The 23,326-nt window shown below is 41.1% G+C and carries 12 protein-coding genes and 3 pseudogenes; 4 read left to right on the top strand and 11 right to left on the bottom strand.

Translation table 11 applies throughout. The annotated features are described in order from the left end of the window. Positions 1 to 1,693: 1,693 nt before the first annotated feature. The 4 genes and pseudogenes from QM406_RS07325 to ruvB form a co-directional block, all read right to left on the bottom strand. Positions 1,694 to 3,484: pseudogene (locus QM406_RS07325) on the bottom strand (hypothetical protein); the annotation flags it as partial. Positions 3,485 to 3,853: 369 nt separating this feature from the next. Next, positions 3,854 to 8,920: pseudogene (locus QM406_RS07320) on the bottom strand (accessory Sec-dependent serine-rich glycoprotein adhesin); the annotation flags it as partial. 579 nt (positions 8,921 to 9,499) lie between these two features. Further along, the gene (locus QM406_RS07315; RefSeq protein ID WP_414273834.1) at positions 9,500 to 10,072 is read right to left on the bottom strand and encodes a nucleotidyltransferase family protein; all 573 of its coding nucleotides are present in this window, start codon (positions 10,070 to 10,072) and stop codon (positions 9,500 to 9,502) included. Next, positions 10,053 to 11,051: a Holliday junction branch migration DNA helicase RuvB gene (gene ruvB, locus QM406_RS07310; RefSeq protein ID WP_083303327.1), complete on the bottom strand. Its 999-nt coding sequence runs from the start codon at positions 11,049 to 11,051 to the stop codon at positions 10,053 to 10,055. The genes QM406_RS07315 and ruvB overlap by 20 nt, the downstream gene beginning before the upstream one ends. A gap of 133 nt (positions 11,052 to 11,184) precedes the next feature. Here ruvB and QM406_RS07305 point away from each other — a divergent pair, with 133 nt between their 5' ends. Next, on the top strand, positions 11,185 to 11,277 hold the full coding sequence (locus QM406_RS07305) for a type I toxin-antitoxin system Fst family toxin (protein WP_050101940.1): 93 nt from the start codon (positions 11,185 to 11,187) through the stop codon (positions 11,275 to 11,277). 872 nt (positions 11,278 to 12,149) lie between these two features. Here QM406_RS07305 and QM406_RS07300 read toward each other — a convergent pair. From QM406_RS07300 to leuS, 7 genes are all read right to left on the bottom strand, one after another. Further along, positions 12,150 to 12,503, bottom strand: a complete 354-nt coding sequence (locus QM406_RS07300; RefSeq protein WP_414273833.1) for a type II toxin-antitoxin system RelE/ParE family toxin — start codon at positions 12,501 to 12,503, stop codon at positions 12,150 to 12,152. Then, a complete protein-coding gene (locus QM406_RS07295; RefSeq protein WP_075231165.1) occupies positions 12,493 to 12,777 on the bottom strand; it encodes a type II toxin-antitoxin system RelB/DinJ family antitoxin in 285 nt (94 codons plus the stop codon). The genes QM406_RS07300 and QM406_RS07295 overlap by 11 nt, the downstream gene beginning before the upstream one ends. Positions 12,778 to 13,311: 534 nt before the next feature. After that, a complete protein-coding gene (locus QM406_RS07290) occupies positions 13,312 to 13,734 on the bottom strand; it encodes a GNAT family N-acetyltransferase (RefSeq protein ID WP_075231164.1) in 423 nt (140 codons plus the stop codon). An 11-nt stretch (positions 13,735 to 13,745) separates the two neighbouring features. After that, complete coding sequence (locus QM406_RS07285; RefSeq protein WP_075231163.1) at positions 13,746 to 14,438, bottom strand: GNAT family N-acetyltransferase; 693 nt, start codon at positions 14,436 to 14,438, stop codon at positions 13,746 to 13,748. Between the two features lie 55 nt (positions 14,439 to 14,493). Beyond that, on the bottom strand, positions 14,494 to 15,321 hold the full coding sequence (locus QM406_RS07280) for a hypothetical protein (RefSeq protein WP_414273832.1): 828 nt from the start codon (positions 15,319 to 15,321) through the stop codon (positions 14,494 to 14,496). A gap of 142 nt (positions 15,322 to 15,463) precedes the next feature. Further along, a complete protein-coding gene (locus tag QM406_RS07275; protein ID WP_414273831.1) occupies positions 15,464 to 16,414 on the bottom strand; it encodes a hypothetical protein in 951 nt (316 codons plus the stop codon). Positions 16,415 to 16,590: 176 nt separating this feature from the next. After that, positions 16,591 to 19,092: a leucine--tRNA ligase gene (gene leuS / locus QM406_RS07270; RefSeq protein ID WP_414273830.1), complete on the bottom strand. Its 2,502-nt coding sequence runs from the start codon at positions 19,090 to 19,092 to the stop codon at positions 16,591 to 16,593. 149 nt (positions 19,093 to 19,241) lie between these two features. Between leuS and QM406_RS07265 the strand changes: the two genes are divergently transcribed. From QM406_RS07265 to QM406_RS07255, 3 genes and pseudogenes are all read left to right on the top strand, one after another. Next, positions 19,242 to 20,891, top strand: coding sequence for a sensor histidine kinase (locus QM406_RS07265; RefSeq protein WP_414273829.1), 1,650 nt, complete (start codon positions 19,242 to 19,244; stop codon positions 20,889 to 20,891). Continuing rightward, a complete protein-coding gene (locus QM406_RS07260; protein WP_414273828.1) occupies positions 20,884 to 21,654 on the top strand; it encodes a response regulator transcription factor in 771 nt (256 codons plus the stop codon). Before QM406_RS07265 ends, QM406_RS07260 begins: the two co-directional genes overlap by 8 nt. A gap of 74 nt (positions 21,655 to 21,728) precedes the next feature. Continuing rightward, positions 21,729 to 23,165, top strand: a pseudogene (locus QM406_RS07255) (ABC transporter permease); the annotation flags it as partial. Positions 23,166 to 23,326 lie beyond the last annotated feature (161 nt).

Genomic DNA, 23,326 nt, shown 5'->3' with positions numbered 1-23,326 from the left:
TAGCCGACGTGCTGGCTGATTGACTTGCGCTTGTTGATGCTGACTGGCTAGCCGATGTACTTGCTGATTGACTTGCGCTTGTTGATGCTGACTGGCTAGCTGATGTGCTGGCTGATTGGCTCGCACTGGTCGATGCTGACTGGCTTGCTGACGTGCTTGCTGATTGACTTGCGCTTGTTGATGCTGACTGGCTAGCTGATGTACTTGCTGATTGACTTGCGCTTGTTGAAGCACTTTGGCTAGCTGAGGTGCTTGCTGATTGGCTCGCACTGGTTGACGCTGACTGGCTAGCTGATGTGCTTGCTGATTCAGATGCACTTGTGCTGGCTGATTGGCTTGCACTTGTTGAAGCTGACTGGCTAGCCGACGTGCTTGCTGATTGGCTCGCACTGGTCGATGCGGACTGACTAGCTGATGTGCTTGCTGATTGACTTGCACTTGTTGAAGCTGACTGGCTAGCTGATGTGCTTGCTGATTGGCTCGCACTTGTACTTGCTGACTCAGAAGCCGATGTGCTGGCTGATTGGCTTGCACTGGTTGATGCTGATTCAGAGGCCGATGTACTTGCTGATTGGCTTGCACTGGTTGACGCTGACTCAGAAGCCGATGTGCTGGCTGATTGGCTTGCACTGGTTGATGCTGATTCAGAGGCCGATGTACTTGCTGACTGACTTGCACTTGTACTTGCTGATTCAGAGGCCGATGTACTTGCTGATTGGCTTGCACTGGTTGATGCTGACTGGCTAGCTGACGTGCTTGCTGATTGACTTGCGCTGGTTGATGCTGACTCAGAAGCCGATGTGCTGGCTGATTGGCTTGCACTGGTCGATGCTGACTGGCTAGCTGAGGTGCTTGCGGATTGGCTCGCACTGGTTGATGCTGACTCAGACGCTGAGGTGCTTGCTGATTGGCTCGCACTTGTTGATGCTGACTCAGACGCTGATGTGCTTGCGGATTGACTTGCGCTTGTTGAAGCACTTTGGCTTGCTGACGTGCTTGCGGATTGGCTCGCACTTGTTGATGCTGACTGGCTAGCTGATGTACTTGCGGATTGACTTGCGCTTGTTGAAGCACTTTGGCTTGCTGACGTGCTTGCGGATTGGCTCGCACTTGTCGATGCTGACTGGCTAGCTGACGTGCTTGCGGATTGACTCGCACTTGTCGATGCTGATTGGCTAGCTGACGTGCTTGCGGATTGGCTCGCACTTGTCGATGCTGACTGACTTGCAGACGTGCTTGCGGATTGGCTCGCACTTGTCGATGCTGACTCAGACGCTGATGTGCTTGCGGATTGGCTCGCACTGGTTGATGCTGACTGGCTAGCCGATGTACTTGCGGATTGACTTGCGCTTGTTGATACACTTTGGCTTGCTGACGTGCTTGCGGATTGACTTGCGCTTGTTGATGCTGACTGGCTAGCTGATGTGCTTGCTGATTGGCTCGCACTGGTCAATGCTGACTGGCTAGCTGACGTGCTTGCGGATTGGCTCGCACTTGTCGATGCTGACTGGCTAGCTGACGTGCTTGCGGATTGGCTCGCACTGGTCGATGCTGACTGGCTAGCTGATGTGCTTGCTGATTGGCTCGCACTGGTCGATGCGGACTGGCTAGCTGACGTGCTTGCTGATTGGCTCGCACTTGTCGATGCTGACTGGCTAGCTGACGTGCTTGCGGATTGGCTCGCACTTGTCGATGCGGACTGGCTAGCTGATGTGCTTGCTGATTGGCTTGCACTGGTTGATGCTGACTCTGATGCACTTGTGCTTGCTGATTGGCTCGCACTGGTCGATGCGGACTGGCTAGCTGATGTACTTGCGGATTGACTTGCGCTTGTTGAAGCACTTTGGCTTGCAGACGTGCTTGCTGATTGGCTCGCACTGGTTGACGCTGACTGGCTAGCTGATGTGCTTGCTGATTGGCTCGCACTTGTTGAGGCCGATTGGCTAGCTGATGTGCTTGCTGATTGACTTGCAGACGTGCTTGCTGATTGACTTGCGCTTGTTGATGCTGACTGGCTAGCCGACGTGCTGGCTGATTGACTTGCGCTTGTTGATGCTGACTGGCTAGCCGATGTACTTGCTGATTGACTTGCGCTTGTTGATGCTGACTGGCTAGCTGATGTGCTGGCTGATTGGCTCGCACTTGTCGATGCTGACTGGCTTGCTGATTGGCTTGCTGATTGACTTGCGCTTGTTGATGCGGACTGGCTAGCTGACGTGCTTGCTGATTGGCTCGCACTGGTCGATGCGGACTGGCTAGCTGAGGTGCTTGCTGATTGGCTTGCACTTGTTGAAGCTGACTGGCTAGCTGATGTACTTGCTGATTGACTTGCGCTTGTTGAAGCACTTTGGCTGGCTGACGTGCTTGCTGATTGGCTCGCACTGGTTGACGCTGATTCAGAGGCTGATGTGCTTGCTGATTGGCTCGCACTGGTTGACGCCGATTCAGAGGCTGATGTGCTGGCTGATTGGCTTGCACTTGTACTTGCTGACTCAGAAGCCGATGTGCTGGCTGATTGGCTTGCACTGGTTGATGCTGATTCAGAGGCCGATGTACTTGCTGATTGGCTTGCACTGGTTGACGCTGACTCAGAAGCCGATGTGCTGGCTGATTGGCTTGCACTTGTTGAAGCTGACTGGCTAGCTGAGGTGCTGGCTGATTGGCTTGCACTTGTCGATGCGGACTGGCTAGCTGAGGTGCTGGCTGATTGGCTCGCACTTGTCGATGCTGACTGGCTAGCTGAGGTACTTGCTGATTGGCTCGCACTTGTCGATGCTGACTGACTAGCTGATGTGCTGGCTGATTGGCTCGCACTGGTTGACGCTGACTGACTTGCAGACGTGCTGGCTGATTGGCTTGCACTTGTCGATGCTGACTGGCTAGCTGATGTGCTGGCTGATTGGCTTGCGCTTGTTGAAGCACTTTGGCTTGCTGACGTGCTGGCTGATTGGCTTGCACTGGTTGACGCTGACTGGCTAGCTGATGTACTTGCTGATTGACTTGCGCTTGTTGAAGCTGACTGGCTAGCTGACGTGCTTGCTGATTGACTCGCACTTGTCGATGCTGACTGGCTAGCTGATGTACTTGCTGATTGACTTGCGCTTGTCGATGCTGACTGGCTAGCTGACGTGCTTGCTGATTGGCTTGCACTTGTCGATGCTGACTGACTAGCTGACGTGCTGGCTGATTGGCTCGCACTTGTCGATGCTGACTGACTAGCTGATGTGCTGGCTGATTGGCTCGCACTGGTTGACGCTGACTGGCTAGCTGATGTGCTTGCTGATTGGCTCGCACTTGTCGACGCCGACTGGCTAGCTGAGGTGCTTGCTGATTGACTTGCGCTTGTTGAAGCACTTTGGCTTGCAGACGTGCTTGCTGATTGGCTCGCACTTGTCGATGCTGACTGACTAGCTGATGTGCTTGCTGATTGACTTGCGCTTGTTGAAGCACTTTGGCTTGCAGACGTGCTTGCTGATTGGCTTGCACTGGTTGACGCTGACTGGCTAGCTGATGTGCTTGCTGATTGGCTCGCACTGGTTGATGCGGATTCAGACGCTGACGTGCTTGCTGATTGGCTTGCACTTGTTGATGCTGACTGGCTAGCCGATGTACTTGCTGATTGACTTGCACTGGTTGATGCTGACTGGCTAGCTGATGTACTTGCTGATTGACTTGCGCTTGTTGAAGCTGACTCAGATGCACTGATCATTGCACTTACTGATGCACTGGTTGAAGCAGACACTGACGCACTGGTTGAGGCTGATGCTGACTTATAATCCGAATCCGACAAATCAGGAGTCACTGTGTTTTTGGTTCCATCTTTGTAGGTAATCGTTACAGTTCCATTGCTAGCAATCTCATACGATTTAATACGGAAATCTGACGTAGGGTTAGACGCCTTCACTGCAGCAAGAATCTTATCAAGATCATCTTGAGTCAAGGAAGTTAAATTAGAAACTTGAATAACTCCGTTTGGTTTAATACCTGGGAATTTTTCATTCAGTTTACCTTGTGCAACTACAGTTGTGACTCTACCTGTATTATCTGATAAATCTGTAGCACTAGTTCCACGGGTCCATTTATTACCAACTACATATTGGACATTTTCTCCATAAGTAGCAGTGTACGTTAATACTTTTGGATTTGTTGTTGAAGCTTCAGTGGTAATATCCTTAATTCCTAGTGCATCATCATCTGAAGAATAACCAGTTTGGAAAATACGACTGATATCAGAAGTTCCATCGTTTAATTTCAGAGTTTTAATCTTACCACTATTATCTTTAGCAGTTAGAACAACTTTAATCTTGTCGCCTGCGAAGACTTCGTAACCGCTGACTCCTGGACGAACATTATTCTTGATCGTTTGTTTTTCCCATTGGCCAGTCTTATCATTCTTAATATGAAGTTCAAAAGTTACTTCAGGTGCTACAGTTTCTTTGGTAATAGTTGCAGTCGTTGTAGACGAACTCAAGGTTTCAGTTCCACCACTTGGAAGTGTTACTGTTTTTTCTTGCTTAGCAGTCACATCCTCCGTCGGAAGTAGCCCATTGTTGCCATCGTAAGCTTTTTGCAACTCTGCAGGTTCAAAGGTAACACTTGATTCGTTGTCTTTAGCTGTCTTGGTAAATTTATGTCCAGCTAATGTGAGCGTAACAACCGCTCCAGGTGTTACATTCGTAACCACAATTGAACGATTTGGCAAACCACCTGTTTCGTTGGTAGAAGCAACTGAGATAACCGGTGCTTGTGGATTGACCTTAATAGTCACATCAACCGTTCTACTATTAGCAGTTCCGCTGTAAGATCCTTGTGGAAGAGTGATTCTTACTTTTCGTGTATAAACTCCTGCGTTTTCCAGCATAGCATCATCAGGAGCCTGATCCCAACTAAAGGTAGTTCCTGTTGGGAAGGATACACTTTCGTTCGAATTTTTAAGCGCCTCTCCTGGATTTTCAATAATCTCTGCTAATGGAGTCTTATTTGCCACAGTTGTAACGTACTCCTGTTTAGCTACAGGATCAACAACTGTATAATCAAAGTTTGTCTGACTTGTCAAGGCTGGATTGCTTGTTGAAACATCCCCAAAACGTCCTTTTGGATATGTGGCAATTAGCGTATAGGTTGTACTATGGCTCTCAGCTTCTGAACCCGTAGTATGCCAAATTGCGCCAAACGGCTGTGTTCCAACAGGGGTTGTAATTTCGTTACCTTGATTATTTATTTTATACTTATAAGACCATGTTGTCCCTGACAGACTTGAATCCCCCAAATTTGTATATTGTTGGATTGTTCCACCGATATTATTAGCCCAGTCTCCGCCAGTAACTTTATCATTACCTTGATCTGACTTAAAGGCATAGAATTTACCTTTTACACCATTATAAGTTTTAACTTCAACTTTTGGATAAACAGTATAGTTAACTGTTACATCATCAGTCGAGCCATCAGAATAAGTAACCCGTGCAACTGCACTTTTTGTCCCAGCAGATGTGTTGTCAATGCGACTAACCCATGAAACAGTCGTTCCTTGAGGGAGCTGTCCTCCACCATCAAGCTGGACAAAGTTCGTAGCATCGTTTAAATCCGTTGCCGTTTCACCAGTATAGGTATAAATAGTCGATGCCTTCGCTACAGCAGTATATTTATCAGTCTGGCTTTTGATTACAAATTTGACATAACCATTGTCGGTTATACCGTTTTTTGCATGGTTACTATCAGAGGTGTTTTGGTCATCTGTTGCCATTAAATAGCGTTCAAATGATGCTAACGGTACATTTTTTGCTAGAGTGCCTGTAAGGGTAATCTTTGCATCGGTTTGATTCGTTAAGCTAGCGATCGGATTTGAACGAGTAATTCCAGTATATCCTGCATAGTTTGTACCATTAGTACTGTCAGCTGTACCTTGCATTTCAAACTTCAATGAAGAAATCTTGCCAGAATCATCAGTTGCTCTAAAGGTTACATTAACTTCTTCCCCACGGTATAGATAGATTTCCTTAGTTGTAGCATTATCATAATGAATCTCCAGTTTTGGACGTTCATTAACTGTAACAGATCGAGAAATAGTATTTCTTGTTAAATCCTTATAAATAATCGTTGCAGTTCCATCGTTTGCAACTTGAATATCTTTGATACGGTGTATTGCCTGATTATTTTTAGCATAGATGGCAGTCTTGACAGCTGCCTTTTCATCATCTGTTAAGCTATCTTTATTTGCTACAGGTGTAAAGTCAGGATTTATTACTTTAAGACGGTCTTTCAGTTGTCCTTGAGTGATACGAACATTACCAGTTCCTGTTGTGACATTTCGATTATTTACTTGGTCGGTAGCAACCGCATTTCGTTGCCAAGTATTTCCTGACTTCCACTCCAAATCATCCCTAAGATGGGCCTTTACAACGATATGAGCTGGACTGCTCTCAGTAGCATTGATATCGCCACTATTTAGATGGTCAACCACACCTTTACCATACTCATCTCCTGTATCATTATCACCTTGGAAGAAGTTGGTTGTTAAAGCAGGTCGATTAGCGTCCGCTTTGGAGATAATCTTAAACTCTTTTAGTTTCCCGCTATTATCATACGCTGTGAAATCAACTGTAAAGTCATCACCAGCATAGACGATGTGTTCCTTCCCACGGCTAGGGTCTGGGCTCTCTGTTGCTTGGATGGTCTGGCCATCACGCGTCACTGTAACACCAGGCACAGGAGGTACCGTTTCAGCTCTTACGCTAGCTCGAACGACATCCACAGTGTTATCACGATAAGTAATAGTGATTTCACCCGTATTAGACACCGTTATTTCGTGATTACCTTCAGAATTTTTCTTGTAATCAGAACTGTTGAGGATAGTGGCATTTTTACTATTGTTCCTAAAGTTTTCAAGAATTTGAGCTCTCTCAGTCTCGCTCAAAGATGACGGATTGTTAACCGTAACAGTATCACCACTCACAGGCTCGTTACGTTCGTTGAAACCTTTGATACGAACAGTCATCCGAGCCGTAGTGGTTTGATTGTCAGTATCCGTCACTTCATATTCGAGAACATATGCACCAGGTTTATACGGTTCCCAAGCCCCATCTGCAGTACCGGTTTTTCCTACTCCATTGTTTCGACCAATTGTCCCAACAATTTGTACATTATATGATTTCTGGTATCCTGTAAAATGACCACGTCTATCATATATTCCAAGATCTCCATAACCATTTTTGCTAGTTGCTGGATAGTTAGGCGCATTCAAGCCAGTAATGATCGGATTACTCTCTGCAGCATCTAGGCGCTTCATCCCTACATCATCATTGAGTGGCATATTTACCGTAGCGATTTTGTCGTCATTATAATAGGTAATCTCAGTTGGTAATGTAATAGTTGGTGGTTTACTACCCAGTCGCTGACCTGTTCCTGTTGGAACAGTACCAGTCATTACACTGGTATAGTTCCCAGCAGTTGAAGTGCTTTCGAACGGTCTACTACTTGTAGCCACCTGGGCATTCAAAGTAGCTTCACTAGAATTATTATTCACCGTTGCATAGATTAAAATAGTTGCATCTAAGTTTCTATTCAAATCATGGCGCTTGTTAAAAATGTACTCATTCCCAGAACCACCACGTTTCTCCATAGGTTCACCATTAAAGTAAACTCGTGTAATGGTCGTGTTTTTATCCACTTGTGCTATTAAACCAGCATAATTAAGTGGACTCTGCGAATGCATATTGATACGCCAAAGAACCTCACGGTTAGCGCTTGCAAAGGTTCCTTGCTCAAGTGATGCAGTCGTCTGCTGATTTAGCGTTACTGGTGCAAAACCTCTGAGATTTCCCCCTGTTGGCATCGCTTGCCCGTTACGGCTATCACGTTGGCCAGAGGTTGCACGTGAAACCGCATTGGCGATAGAGTTGCGAGCTGAAGTAGCTGTCTTGACAACTGTTCCTAGGTCAGCGTTTGGATCCTTGAGAGTAGACTCAATCTCAGCAATAGCAGATTTCACCTTAAGAATGGCTGAGCTTGTATCTGGAAGGTCCACGGCTTTAGCCAGGTATTCTCCCATTTCTGCTGAAAGGGCTGCCAGTTTCTTACGGTCTTCTGCTTGCTTTTTAGCGCTTGTTTCTGCTATCGTTGTCGCAGCAAGAGTCGCTGTTGTCGTAGCTGTCAAACTCGCATTTTGACTTGTAAAGTTTTCTGCAGTTGAAAGAGAACTAGAAAGATCAGGATTGACCTGAACATTGCTAGCGTCTACTGTAGTTCTTGATACTCTGTCGTTACTGATAGTGTTTTCGCTAGAAACCCTTTGTGAACCTTCTACATGCGAAGTCTCAGAGTGAGAACTGCTTGCAACAGTTGAAGCACTATCTGATGTTGAAGCAGAATCGTTCAATGAAGACGAGGTGCTAGCTGAAGTTGAAGATGAAACACTGGTGCTCGTGCTAGCTGAGGTCGAAGCACTTACGGACTCAGATAGACTTGTTGAGACTGAGGTCGAGGCACTTGTAGAATCTGATAGCGAGATGCTCTCACTGATAGAGTTAGATGTTGAAACAGACGTTTGCTGCTCCTCATCCTTATTGACAGTTCCCAAAACAACCTGATCAGAATTCACTAGATTGTCAGTACCATCCACGACTTTCTCTACAGCCAGCTGTTCATTGGCATGGACTTGCGTATGAGTGGCAACTCCACCACCAACAACAGCCCCCGCGGCAGCTATCCCCTTGAGGACATCTATCCCAGTTAAAGAAGTTGAGACACGATCTTCCACAACTTCAGTTGTCACCTGAGCAGTATCAATACCACCACGAAGAACCTTAAATAGCCCGAATAAAGACGTTGAGGCACGCAACCAATGTTTCCCTGACTTAATCAGTTTGTATCTAGTTACACGATCGGTTTCTCGATACTCTCCTTCTTGACGTCTAAAAAACATGTTTTTTTCTCCTTGAGTTCATTTTTTATAAAAAAACTAAATACCAAAACATTCTTAAGATACACAGTCATGTTACATGGATATTTTCTCTTTTTTCACCCTGACAAGCACTGGTGTACTCTTAAAAAATTTTGATATAGAGCTCAATCTATAACACCTTATTATAGCACATTAGAGCCTGCTTTGTCCAAAGATTTGTATAAAAAATATATTAATACAAATGACTTGTTCTTTTTGTAGATTTTACCTGAATTTAAGATTCTTTTTTTATCCAATAATCATCTGTTTCCCTTTAAAAAATAAAATATTATTGTAAAAATTCAGTAGGATGAAATAAAATATAAACAAATTGACCAGAAAGAAAAGTCAGATCAATTTCTAGCAATGTTTTAAAACCCGTAGCGTACTATTCTAGGTTCAATCTACTATATATCGAATCATCGCTCCATCAAAAAAAAGCCGCCTGATTGGGCGACTTAATTTTTTTATAGGGAGATTATTATGAAAAAGTTTTAGGAGTATAAGTTAAGGTCTTTTTAACTTATGAGATAAGTATACAACTCCTATCTTAAAGTTTCCTTAAGTATTTTTAACTGTAAGATTTTTCCATTTTTCTCGCCAATTTTTCTTGGATAAACGCTTTTGATAGAGCTTCATTCGATCTTGATTTTCTAAGAAATGGGGAGTTGGACAAACCTGAAAGTTTAAAATATCCTCCAAACCATAAGGAGCAAAGAGCTCTAAAGTTGCGTCAGCTTGCAAGCGCAGTCCTACTGCCGTACAACGCTCTGGATACTTACTCATGGCATCGCAGGAATTTCTATACGGAGGCGTATGGGGACTATGCTGATGCATATAGACCTGATTTTTCAGCTCCCATTGATATTGGGGAAAGTCCTCCCTCAACTTGCTTTCTATAGCCAGCGTTTCTTCATAACTCACATCAGGATCAAAGAAAATCACATCCACATCCGTATCACGGTCAAAGGCTGGCTTATCTGACAAGAGATTCCAGATAAAATTTCGTACCGAGCCAGCTGCCAACCAAGAATCTTTCAACTCCAAGTCACGGATAATGGTCAGAATAGCCATCATATCAGGATTTTCTCTAAAAGATTCTAAGATTTCAGCCTTATTTTTCAATGTATTCATACCCCAAATGTTCATAAGCCTTGGCTGTCGCGACCCGTCCTGAACGAGTTCGCATGATAAAGCCTTTCTGGATCAGGTAAGGTTCATACATATCTTCTACCGTCTCACGCTCTTCAGCGATATTTACCGAAAGAGTTCCTAGACCGACAGGACCGCCACCGTACATTTCAATCATGGTGCGGAGAATTTTCTGGTCTACATAGTCCAAGCCTTCATGGTCTACATCCAGCATGGTCAAAGCCTTATCCGTAATCACATCATCAATCAAGCCATCGCCCATAATCTGCGCAAAGTCTCGCACGCGCTTGAGGAGACGATTGGCGATACGAGGAGTCCCACGACTACGGAGAGCCAACTCGGAAGCTGCCTCATGGGTGATTTCCATCTCAAAAATATCTGCCGTCCGCTCGACAATCTCTGTCAAGTCATCATGAGCATAATACTCCATATGACCAGTAATTCCAAAACGTGCACGAAGTGGATTCGATAGCATTCCTGCTCGTGTCGTCGCACCAATCAAGGTAAAAGGTGGTAATTCTAGATGGACACTGCGACTACCTTCCCCCGCACCAATCATGATGTCGATGTAGAAGTCTTCCATAGCACTGTAAAGCACCTCTTCCACCGACATAGGCAAGCGATGAATCTCGTCAATAAAAAGAACATCTCCTGGCTCCAAGTCATTCAAAATCGCTACCAAATCACCGGCTTTTTCGATAACGGGACCGGACGTCTGCTTAAGATTGACTCCCAGTTCATTGGCAATGACAAAAGCCATGGTTGTTTTCCCGAGACCTGGAGGGCCAAACAAAAGAACATGGTCCAGCGCCTCATCACGCATTTTCGCTGCTTCGATAAAGATTTGAAGCTGATCTTTGACCTTGTCCTGACCGATATATTCACGTAAATATTGGGGACGGAGGGTACGTTCTACCAGCTCCTCATCACCCATGATTTCATTATCTAAAATTCTACTCATGTTCCTATTATAGCAAAAATCCAGCCTACAAACAAAAAAGCCACCCGATTGGATAGCTCCCGAGTTTAGCACTGATGTGGTATAATATTTTACGGCACTGATACACCGCCTACGAAAGGAGGTGAAATAGCCCATGATGGAACTAATCCTTAAAACTATCATCGGACCAATTGTGGTCGGTGTCGTTCTTCGCTTAGTCGATAAATGGCTAAACAAGGATAAATAGTGTCAAAAAAGACCCCAAGCTTAATGTGGAAGTTAGCTTGGGGTCTTTTCTAGTCCATGATATAGAACTAATCCTTAATTCCTCTCCATTATCGCACAGTTCGCGATTTTTGTCAAAGTTTTACTCCCTTGTCCAATAAGACTTTCAACATTAAGAGAACCTTAGGAATTATCAAAGAAAACAAAAGATTACATCACTATCAATGAACATGGGCGCTCATCAACTCAAACTAGTCAAACCAACATTTTAATCCACTAAATGAAACGACAGACTTTCATATGATGTACCACTTCCTCACATTATTTCACGAGTTCCAACCGAGCAGTTTGGGAAGGCACTAGGCCATACAAAAATCTATATGACGGATCGTTATAACCAAGTTGAGGACGAACTCACTGAAACGACAACAGACCTATTTCTTAGTCATATTCACTAAAAAATCCCCGCCAATTCCCCGACCAAAATCCGAAAAATACCGAAAAATACCGAAATTTATTGGAAAACGATGTTTAGGAAACTCCCGAAAAGCTTGAAATAAAGCAAAAAAACTCCACCTGATTGGGTGGAGTTAAGGGAGATTATTATGAAAAAAAAGTTTAGGATTTTATTAAATAAAGTTAGGAGGTCTTTACTTAATAACTGTATGATACAAGAGAAGACTTAAAATTAACTTAAGATTTTCTAGTTTTTACTTTTGTTCAAAAATAATAAATACTAATTAAAAATTGCTAAAAGCAAACAAGAAAAAAGCCACCGAATTGGGTGACTTTATTAGGAGATTATGATGAAAAAAGTTTTAGGATTTCTATTAAATAAAGTTAGGAGGTCTTTATTTAATAACTAAATGATACAGGATAAGACTTAAAGTTAGCTTAAGATTTTGAACTTTTTTTATTGTCTTTTTGTAGCAAGGTAACATAGTCACTCTTGGTATGAAATAAATGGGAGAGAAAAACAGTCTTTTGTGTCTGATCAATAAAGTAAAGCAAAACGTATTGATCTATAATTTTTCCTCGTGTAGGAAACTTACTATTAATCTTTACACCGATTTTCACATCAGCATCAAAACCAGCTTCAGGAAAGACTTCTAGACTCTTTAAGCCATCTAAAATTTTTGTCACAGTATTTTTAGCAGATTGAGGGGATAAAAGTACCGTAGCTATATAGTCGTGTATATTGTCGATAGCTTGTTCAACTTCTTTTGAAAGGATCACTTTATAAGCCATAGCGTGCCCTCATACTGTCTAGGGAAATCCCTTCTCCTGCCTCGTATTCTCTCAAGGCACGTTCAGATTGGGCTTGTAATTCTTTAATCAACTGTTCTCGATGTAGATCTTCGGCCGTCTTAATAGGCAAATCTTGCTCTAGAACTATTTGCTCCACAAATAAAGAAATAGCATCTGTCATTGTCATGCCCTTTTCCTTGATAATATTTCGAGCTTGTTCCATAGTAGCTTCATTCAGTTTAAAATTATATTGTTTCGATAAGCTTATAGCCATGATATATCTCCAATCTATACGTTATAGATTGATTATATACTAGATATAGATTTTCATCAAGAAAAAGTGTTTTTCCATAATCTTACTTCCTCACGAAATACTATATTGTTACACGAGATTTCCTCGATAATCTTCTTTTTGAAAAATTTAATTGTTTCATATTTCGATACCTTTTGATAAAACCACGATAAATCAGATACTTTTTATCAGGATCTCAAGTAGGTCATTAAAAAGTTTAATGACACCAATTTTAAAGGCATCAAGTTTCTAAATAATAGAAGATTCGGCGATCTTTGTATTATATGGATATCCGCGTTATCCTTGACACGAACTTTTACTTTTGTTCAAAACAACGAATACCAATGAAATATCGCTGAAAGTCACATAACAAAAAAGCCACCAAATTGGGTGGCTTCATTAGGGATATTATTATGAAAAAAAGTTTAGGATTTCTATTAAATAAAGTTAGGAGGTCTTTATTTAATAACTAAATGATACAGGACAAGACTTAAAGTTAGCTTAAGTGAAAAAAAATTATTTTAATTTTTTTCGGTCCACCAAAATCATACCCGTACACTGAAAACTAGATAAGGTTTCAAAACCTAAGGAACGATAAAATCCAAGAGTCTTTTCTGACTCATCTGTCGCTAGTTGTACTTGGTAGGCATCCTTATAATCAGCTAGAGCTTGCTTCATCAAGGCGCTACCAATCCCTTGGCGCTGATAGCTTGGCAAAACAATCAAATCCTGGACAAAAACGGATGAAAAACCATCTCCAACCAAGCGAACTAGACCAACGATTTTCTCGCCATCACGCGCTAGATAAATGGCTAGCGAATGAGACAAGGCCTGCTCCAACATCTGTGGCTGATTGGTATAGTTTGTCCAACCAACTGCCTGATAGAGATGTAAAACGTCATCAATTGAAACAGATGTTTCTTTTGTAATCTTAATCATAGCAAACCTTCCTAACATTCTCGTAGAGATTTAATCTGTTGTCCATTTTCATCAAAATTATCTTGCTTCAACCATGCTTCAAAACGAGCCTTAACCCTTGGCCAATCCTTGTCGATCATAGACAACCAATCCGTATCTCTAGTACGCCCTTTATAAATAACAGCTTGACGGAAGGTTCCCTCGTAGATAAAGCCCAAACGTTCTGCTGCTTTTCTAGAAGGTAGATTTAGCGCATCACATTTCCACTCATAACGGCGATAGTTAAGCTCTTCAAAGACATAACGAGCAAGCAAATAGTGGGCTTCTGTTCCCATCCTGGTCTGTTTAAGAGCCGGCGAAAAGGTCACGGCTCCAACTTCAATCACGCGATTGGCTTGGTCAATACGCATGAGAGAAAAAGTCCCCAGCGCCTTTCCAGTCACTTTATCGATAATCGCATAATAGAAGCGATCCTTGCGCTCAAGCATCTGCTTTAAAGCGACGATTAATTTTTCGAGATTTTCTACTGGTGGTTGAAAGAGATAGGTCCACATGTCACGAGGGCTATCTGGACCATAAACAGCTAACAAATCCTCCGCATGCTTTTCTACTGACAGAGCTTCGATAATCGTATACTGTCCTTCTATCCGTACAAGTGAAGGCAAGACTCCAGGTGTGTCGTCTACAGGTTCACCAATCATCTGACCATATTCATTTACTGGCATAGCTTTCTCCTTTTGATAGTTTTAAAACTTTTTACTCAATCCTATTTGAATTGTCCTATCTACTAATTTCAAGTTTTTTATCAATTTCATTTAACAATTTTTCCACATCTTCTTCATTTGAAACCTGTCCTTCTGCTAAATAGTTTTTACAAATACTAAGAGCTGCAATTTGATCTGCCTTATCAAAAGATTCAAAGATAACCCTCACTGCATTACTAGGATTTTGCCCTATTTTTTCGTCTACTCCCCTCAAAAATGCAAGAAGCTTTACACCTGTTTCTTGACGACACAACTCGTACAAATCAATGTATTCACCGTATTTTTTCAATTCAGAATCAGTAAGTCCTTTACTAGATTTTACCTGAGAATAAAAATTGACAAGTACCTTATTCTGAATAACATAATTTATTTTTTTGATATATTTTAATCCCTCTATTAGGAGCCAAACAAAATAGATTACTAAAATGGCAAACAGTAGTAGCCACATGATACCAACACTGGATTGAACACGAGGATAAGTTTCATTAAAAGAAACTATTAAATTTTTGGCTCCAAAATAATGAATAATGGATAACAAATTTGTCACTATTAATAGAGTTGCAAAAGATTTTGTAAATAAAAATTGATACACTTCAGACTGTGTCCTTATAATTTCATTTGGAGATATTCCAAAAATATTGCTTGATTTATCATTCGAAAAACTAAAGAAAGTAATAAAAACTGCAAACAGAGTGTCTATAGTCAATGTTGTCTCTAAAATATTTATATCATTAGTTGATAAAAAGTCAGTAGCATCAATAGCATTGCTCAGTATACTAGTAAGAATTACTGAGATTACAATTATATGGTTGAGTATTTTAAACAAGATTGTTTTCTTAATCATAATTTCCTCTTTTTATTAATGCGTTACAAAACCAACTCTAAAATTCTTAGAGGAGATTTATATTGTTCAATAAAACTTTATTCATCCAATCCTTCTCTAAAAAATATAAAGAGTCAATTTTTACACTCTATCGCTTATTCTCTCAAAATAAAGGTATTCTATCTAATAGAACTTTTCCTTGTTTTTTACACTCCTTATATATTGATGTTTCTTTGTTAATAAAATATCTATCATTAATTTTTAATTTTTTATTATCCTTAGATTCTTCAATACAAATAAGAATCTCTTCACCATCTTCATTTATACTGATTTCATCATCATTGACTACTAGGGTGTATTTTTTACTCAAGTCAACCCTATCATAAAGTGTGCCTGATGATATATAAAATATTTCTCTAGCTGTAATTTTCCCTTCAGTATCAATCTCATGCCAGTACCCATCCAAATTATATGTCTGACTTCCCATCATTTTTTTATACAATGAATTCATACTATCTCCAAAAGATTTTTTAAAAGTGTAATTTAAAAAGAAATATATCATTGGTAGGCAAACAACTTCCAATTCCACAAACAACATTCGAATAAGGCCTGTTAGAATTTTATTTGATTGATTATCTAGTAATCCGATTTTTTTAAAATCGTTATAAAATTGCTCTGCACAATCTTGTTTAAAGAACACCATCAAGTTATTTGATTTTTGATAAGCATACACTTCTAACTCATCAATAACTGATAAACTTATATAGAATAATACAACCGCTAGTAAAATGACTAGAAATAAATTATGCATACCCTTTTTATTGTAATCTTTAGAATCTACACTCAATGTATACTTTGCAGTATTTTTAGATAATAGTTCTTTGATTAAAGCTACTATCGCAGTAACAATTGCCCAAGTCGATATCGATAACGTCCCGAATATAGATAATAATATAAGAAATATCAGATATAATAAGAAGTTAGGTATAAATTTACTCATCCAATTCCTGCTATAGCTTATATTATTATCTATTTGTTTCCGTTTATAAATCAATCTACTATGAATAATTATAAAAAAAACAAACCATGTAGTTATATAAAGTAGTAATTTCACTATTCTCTCCTTTAACCTGTAATACTTTTTTATTAGACTAAAAAAGTCTCCTTAATTACTATTACTCTTAAACAGGAGACTTTTTAATTTCTTATTTTACAACAATATTAACCAATTTAGTTGGCTTCAATAGTCCAGTGGACTATTGAAGGTGGCAGATAGGGCTAATAAACTCGTTATTTAACGACAATATTTACGAGTTTATTAGGGACACTAATCACTTTCACGATTTCTTTGCCATCAATCTCTGCTTTGACTTTTTCGTCAGCTAGAGCGATTTCTTGCAATTCTTCTCGTGATAGGTCTTTAGCTACCATGAGTTTGGCACGGACTTTACCTTTGATTTGAACGACGATTTCAATTTCATCTTCAACCAATTTGCTTTCGTCCCATGTTGGCCAAGCCACATAAGAGATAGACTCACCTGTTTCTGCGACTGTTTGCCAGAGTTCTTCTGCCAAGTGAGGGGCAAATGGGGCAATCAATTGGATAAAGCCTTTGGCGTAGTCCACATAGAGTTTGTCTTCCTTATTAGCAGCGTTGACAAAGACCATGAGTTGGGCAATGGCTGTGTTGAATTTCATAGACTCGACTTGCTCAGTAACAGATTTAACCGTTTCGTTGTAAACCTTGTCTAGAGCGCCATTGTTTTCCGCAACGATTTCTTTACTTGTGATCAAACGGTACACACGGTCGAGGAACTTACGACTTCCTTCCAATCCTTCTTCAGACCAAGCGATTGAAGCATCGAGTGGTCCCATAAACATTTCATAGACACGAAGGGTATCGGCACCGTATTGTTCCACCACATCGTCTGGGTTGACAACGTTCTTGAGGGATTTAGACATTTTGGCTGGTGCTTGCTCCAATTCTTCCCCTGTTTCCACATGGAAGAAGGAACCGTCACGTTTTTCAACTTTATCAGTCGCTACAAGAGCACCGCGATGGTCACGGTAGCTAGTTCCCAAGATCATTCCTTGGTTAAAGAGTTTTTGGAACGGTTCTTTAGTTGGAACAACACCAAGGTCATAGAGGAATTTGTGCCAGAAACGAGCGTAAAGCAAGTGAAGAACAGCATGCTCCGCACCACCCACATAGATATCTACTGGCAACCATTGTTTGAGGAGGTCCTCATCAGCCAATTTCTCAGTATTGTGTGGGTCAATATAACGGAGGTAGTACCAGCTTGAACCTGCCCATTGTGGCATAGTGTTGGTTTCACGACGACCTTTAACACCATCTTCACGAGTCACTTCAAGCCAGTCTGTCAAGTTAGCTAGTGGACTTTCACCAGTTCCTGAAGGACGGATATCCTTGGTTACCGGCAAGACAAGTGGCAATTCATTTTCTGGAACAGCTGTTGAAGTCCCATCTTCCCAATGAATAATTGGGATTGGTTCACCCCAGTAACGTTGACGGCTAAAGAGCCAGTCGCGGAGACGGTAAGTTACCTTCTCTTGACCACAGCCTTTTTCTTCCAACCAAGCCACAATCTTAGCAATAGCATCTTCTTTGTTGAGACCGTTCAAGAAGTCAGAGTTGACGTGAAGGCCATCCTCTGTGTAGGCAGCTTCTTCAACGTTTCCACCTTCCAGCACTTCTACGATTGGTAGGTCAAATTGTTTAGCAAATTCCCAGTCACGTTGGTCGTGGGCTGGTACGGCCATAACGGCACCTGTACCGTAGCTAGCAAGAACGTAGTCTGCAATCCAGATTGGAATTTCTTTACCGTTGACAGGGTTGATTGCATAAGCACCCGTCCAAACCCCTGTTTTTTCCTTGGCAAGGTCTGTACGAGCCAAGTCTGATTTGAGGCTGGCTTGGTGTTTGTAGTCCGCTACAGCCTTAGCCTGTTCAGGACTTGTGATGGCGTCTACTAATTCATGTTCAGGAGCCAAAACAGTGAAAGTCGCACCGAAAAGGGTATCTGGACGTGTCGTAAAGACTGTGAATTCCTTGTCTGTTCCCTTAACTTTAAAGGTTACATTGGCACCAGTTGATTTTCCAATCCAGTTGCGTTGCATGTCCTTGATAGACTCTGGCCAGTCAAGGTCATCCAAGTCATTGAGCAAGCGCTCTGCATAGGCCGTGATTTTAAGCATCCATTGGCGCATTGGTTTGCGGACAACTGGATAGCCTCCACGCTCTGATGTTCCATCAGGAAGGACTTCTTCGTTGGCGATAGCTGTTCCCAGTTCCTCAACCCAGTTTACTGGCACTTCCGCTTCATAGGCCAAGCCTTTTTCATAAAGCTTGGTGAAAATCCATTGCGTCCATTTGTAGTAGTTTGGATCTGTCGTGTTGACTTCACGGTCCCAGTCGTAAGAGAATCCAAGCGCATTGATTTGGCGTTTGAAGTTAGCAATGTTTTCTGCTGTGAATTCCGCTGGGTCATTACCTGTATCCATAGCGTATTGCTCTGCAGGCAAACCAAAAGCATCCCATCCCATTGGATGAAGGACATTGTAGCCTTGCGCACGTTTGAAACGGCTGAGGATATCAGTCGCTGTGTAACCTTCTGGGTGTCCTACGTGCAGACCCGCTCCAGATGGGTAAGGGAACATATCAAGCGCATAAAACTTAGGTTTTGAGGCATCTGTTCCTGTCTTAAAAGTGTGATGGTCAGCCCAGTATTTTTGCCACTTAGGCTCGATTTCTTTATGATTGTAAAAACTCATGCTGTCTCTCCAATTTTCGTGATGCTCCTATTATACCATTTTTAGGGGGAATTAGTCTCTTTCTTTTCAACTCTTTTCTCTTTTCACCTTGCCTTCCATTTTCAATACTGCTATACTTACTTTAGTATGCTCTTTGTAAGAGGTAATTTATGGCACATTCTTTTAAACATTCTCTCCAAAAAGAGATTCTTCATCGTAGTTCTTTGGCTGCTTTAGCTACATCGTTTTTACTCCTCATTCTCCTGTTTGGTTTTTCCTATTTCCTGCAAAAGCAACAACTCACCAAGGATACCCAACAGATCGTCCAGCATATTCGCGACATGAAACAAGCGAACTATCAATTATTGGAGACCATGAATCAAAAAATGGTTCCAGAATTTTTAGAAGGTAAACACACTGACCGAGAACTCTTTAGTCTATTTTATGAAACAAAAGCTCAACTGAAACTCAGTTCTGATTTTATCATCCTTGACGACACAGGAGAACTTCTCTTTAGTACCAATCGCAACCATCAAGAAACTATTTTAGCTCCTTATTATTTAAAATTATTAATTCAAAATCCGATTCAAGGAGCCATTACAGAAAAGGTTGCTTTGTCAATAGATAAACAACATTACGCACTCTTCATTATGCCTATCGTTCAAAATCAACGAGTTAAGGCTTATAGCATTTCTTTTGTAAATGAAAATGAATTTGTGTCCAGTATCCCTCTCATCAATTCAAAATACGCCATTACAGATACTTTTGGAAACATCTACTCTAGTAATACCAATCAATTTACTCAATCAACTCTGGAAAAATTTGATGAAAAATTACTCCAGTCTAAAACTCATTGGTATGTTGAAAATCCACTTCTGATTGAAAAACGTAAAATTGAACCGATTTTCTCAATCTACACCTTTCAATCTTTCTTTCCCATTCCGAGTTTACTAGGGCTTGCTTCTGTCTTAACACTCTGTATCTTTCTATTATACTTCTGGCAGGCGAGACGAATTGCTTATAAAATTGCGACGCACAATGCCGGCCCTATTGAAAGTCTAGTCTATCAACTGCAGGAAATTCCTAAGAAAAAGGACAAGAAGCTGATCCTCCAGACAGGAGACGAATTTGAACTGATTGCTGAGAAAATAACCGATATGCTCCAAGAGTTGGATGAGCTCCATCAAAAGATGTTGACCATTGAGAAGGAAAAGTGGATCTTTGAAAGAAAGATGCTGGAAGCTCAGTTTAATCCTCACTTCCTCTACAATACCTTGGAAACCATTAAAATCACGAGTATGATTGATGCTAGTATTACTCAAGAACTTATTCAAAATCTCACGCGCATCCTGCGATATAGTGTAACTGAACTAGAAAAAGAAACGACTCTTGGGCAGGACCTAGAAATTATAGAAGCTTATCTGAAAATCCATCAGATTCGATTTGAACATTTTTCTTATCAGATTGACTGTTCTGAGAATCTACATTCCCAAACTATTCCGAAACTTTTCTTATTACCCCTTGTGGAAAATGCTCTAAAATACGGAAGACAGTATCGCATCGACCTTGCCATCTCTATCCAAATCACTCAAGAGCAGGAAGCACTGACCTTTATCGTTAAGGATAATGCTGGTGGTCTAACCAAACAAGAACGCCTACATATCTTAGAATCCTTGGACAGCCCACATACACAGCACGGTATTGTCAATAGTTACAAACGATTGAATAACTTTTTTGAGAATGTCGAATTGGATTTAGGAGTGAACCCGCAAGGTGAAACCTGGGTAAAATTTGTCACGAAAGGAAGAACGCATGTTTAAGTTAATCATTGTCGAAGACGAACACCTGATCCGAAAATGGCTTGAAATTGCCGTCGACTACTCAGCCTTGGGTATTCAAGTTGTTGGAACTGCAAGTCACGGACAAGAAGGCATGGAGTTAATTCAAAAAGAGAAACCACACATCGTCCTGACAGACATTACCATGCCCATCATGGATGCTTTTATGATGTTTGAAGCGACTCGTTCACTCTCTTATGAAAAAGTGATTCTCTCTGGTTACAATGATTTCCAAAACGCTAAAAAGGCCATGCAATTCGGAGCAGTAGACTTCCTCCCAAAACCCATAAACGTCACTGAATTAACAGAGTGTTTAGAAAAAATAACTTTGCGCCTCAAGATGGATCAACACCAAACCAATCCATTTTTACATGACTACCAAGCCTTTGTTACCTCGCTTCAAAAAATCAATCCTCAAAACCAATTGATTCAACAAATTCTCGAATTTGTACACCAACACTACTACCTACACTTTACCATTTCTACCATTGCAGAAAATCTAGGCTATAGCGAAAGTTATCTCTACAAGGTTATCAAAGAAGATTTCCCTATCACCTTGAACGAATACATTCTTCAGTATCGTTTAAAACAAGCCATTGAAAAGATGAGTCAACATCCTGATTCCCCTCTTAGCCAAATCGCTGAAGAAGTCGGCTTTTCAGACTATAAATATTTTGGTAAAGTTTTTAAGAAATACTTTCATATCTCTCCTAAAGAGTTAAAATCCATCGGAAGAATAGTTTAGACACTGTTCTTCTTTTTTGTAGAGAATTTTACCCCATTAGGATAGAATTTTAGGTTTTAAAAACGCTTTCATTGCTATACATTGGTACCTTGCTAGCTTATCTTTTTTCAATGTATGACTTCAAGGGAAAGAAGTTTTTACAGATTTTAATCATCATTGCATCCATGTCAGCTCCCTTTGTAGGTGCCTATTCTTGGATTCTACTTCTTGGTAGAAACGGAGTAATCACAAAGTTTCTAACCAACACACTGCACTTGCCAGGTCTTGACATCTACGGTTTCAAAGGTATTGTGCTTGTCTTTACACTTCAACTCTTCCCTCTCGTCTTTCTTTACGTAGCTGGGACTATGAAGAGTATCGACAACTCCCTCTTGGAAGCTGCTGAAAGCATGGGAACTTTCGGTCTAAAACGAATTGTAACAGTCGTTTTACCTCTCTTGGTTCCAACTTTACTAGCAGCTGCACTCCTCGTCTTTATGAGAGCCTTCTCGGACTTTGGTACTCCGATGTTGATTGGTGAGGGATATCGTACCTTCCCAGTCTTGATCTATACACAGTTTATCAGTGAGGTAGGAGGCAACTCTGCCTTTGCATCAGCCTTAGCAATTATGGCGATTACAATCGCCCTAGTTATCTTCCTCATCCAAAAGTACGTTTCAAATCGCTACAGTTTCAGTATGAACTCGCTTCATCCAATTGAACCTAAGAAAACGACAAAAGGAAAGATGGCTGCTATTTATGTGACAGTTTATGGCATTATCTTATTCTCTGTTTTGCCTCAAGTTTACTTGATTTATACATCCTTCCTGAAAACATCTGGTATGGTTTTCGTCAAAGGATATTCACTAAATAGCTATAAGACTGCCTTTAGCCGTATGGGATCTGCTATTTTTAATACCATTCGTATCCCTCTCCTTGCCTTGGTTCTCGTTGTTGTCTTTGCGACCTTCATATCCTATCTTGCAGTTCGCAAACGCAACCTATTTACCAACTTAATCGATAGTCTTAGTATGGTACCTTATATCGTACCAGGAACTGTACTTGGTATTGCCTTTATCTCTTCATTCAATACAGGCCTCTTCGGAAGTGGTTTCCTGATGATTACAGGAACAGCCTTCATCTTGGTTATGTCCTTATCTGTAAGAAGACTTCCTTATACTATCCGCTCTTCAGTTGCTAGTTTGCAACAAATTGCCCCTAGTATCGAAGAAGCAGCAGAAAGCTTGGGAAGTAGCCGTCTCAATACCTTTACTAAAATCACAACCCCAATGATGCTTTCAGGTATCATCTCAGGAGCAATCCTTTCATGGGTAACAATGATTTCAGAACTATCTACTTCCATTCTCTTGTATAATGTTAAAACTAGAACAATGACCGTAGCTATCTACACTGAAGTACTTCGTGGAAACTATGGTGTGGCAGCAGCCTTGTCTACTATCCTCACCATCTTAACAGTTACTTCCTTGTTACTATTTATGAAAATTTCTAAAAATAACAGCATTACGCTCTAGTTTTTTCCTACTAAAACAGCCAATTCCCCCTGGCTGTTTTTTATATCTCTACTTTTGATTTTCCCGAATCATCACCTTCGATAAATACAGATTCCTATCAATAGGACATATCTTAGCTAGTTATATAGATGCAAGATAGGGCTTTTTATGGTAGAATATAG

It is taken from the genome of Streptococcus infantis, from assembly GCF_047465035.1.
GTDB classification, from domain to species: Bacteria; Bacillota; Bacilli; order Lactobacillales; family Streptococcaceae; genus Streptococcus; species Streptococcus infantis_T.
The sequence above is the reverse complement of the archived record's forward strand: the minus strand, read 5'-3'. Positions and strand labels throughout refer to the sequence as shown.

What these genes read in the sequence shown, in the direction of transcription:
- QM406_RS07260 (WP_414273828.1), top strand. Translation starts at nt 20,884, where the DNA reads ATGTTTAAGTTAATCATTGTCGAAGACGAACACCTGATCCGAAAATGG.
- QM406_RS07300 (WP_414273833.1), bottom strand. Translation starts at nt 12,503, where the DNA reads ATGGCTTATAAAGTGATCCTTTCAAAAGAAGTTGAACAAGCTATCGAC.
- QM406_RS07280 (WP_414273832.1), bottom strand. Translation starts at nt 15,321, where the DNA reads ATGATTAAGAAAACAATCTTGTTTAAAATACTCAACCATATAATTGTA.
- QM406_RS07315 (WP_414273834.1), bottom strand. Translation starts at nt 10,072, where the DNA reads ATGAATACATTGAAAAATAAGGCTGAAATCTTAGAATCTTTTAGAGAA.
- QM406_RS07305 (WP_050101940.1), top strand. Translation starts at nt 11,185, where the DNA reads ATGATGGAACTAATCCTTAAAACTATCATCGGACCAATTGTGGTCGGT.
- QM406_RS07265 (WP_414273829.1), top strand. Translation starts at nt 19,242, where the DNA reads ATGGCACATTCTTTTAAACATTCTCTCCAAAAAGAGATTCTTCATCGT.
- QM406_RS07285 (WP_075231163.1), bottom strand. Translation starts at nt 14,438, where the DNA reads ATGCCAGTAAATGAATATGGTCAGATGATTGGTGAACCTGTAGACGAC.
- QM406_RS07290 (WP_075231164.1), bottom strand. Translation starts at nt 13,734, where the DNA reads ATGATTAAGATTACAAAAGAAACATCTGTTTCAATTGATGACGTTTTA.
- QM406_RS07295 (WP_075231165.1), bottom strand. Translation starts at nt 12,777, where the DNA reads ATGGCTATAAGCTTATCGAAACAATATAATTTTAAACTGAATGAAGCT.
- leuS (WP_414273830.1), bottom strand. Translation starts at nt 19,092, where the DNA reads ATGAGTTTTTACAATCATAAAGAAATCGAGCCTAAGTGGCAAAAATAC.
- ruvB (WP_083303327.1), bottom strand. Translation starts at nt 11,051, where the DNA reads ATGAGTAGAATTTTAGATAATGAAATCATGGGTGATGAGGAGCTGGTA.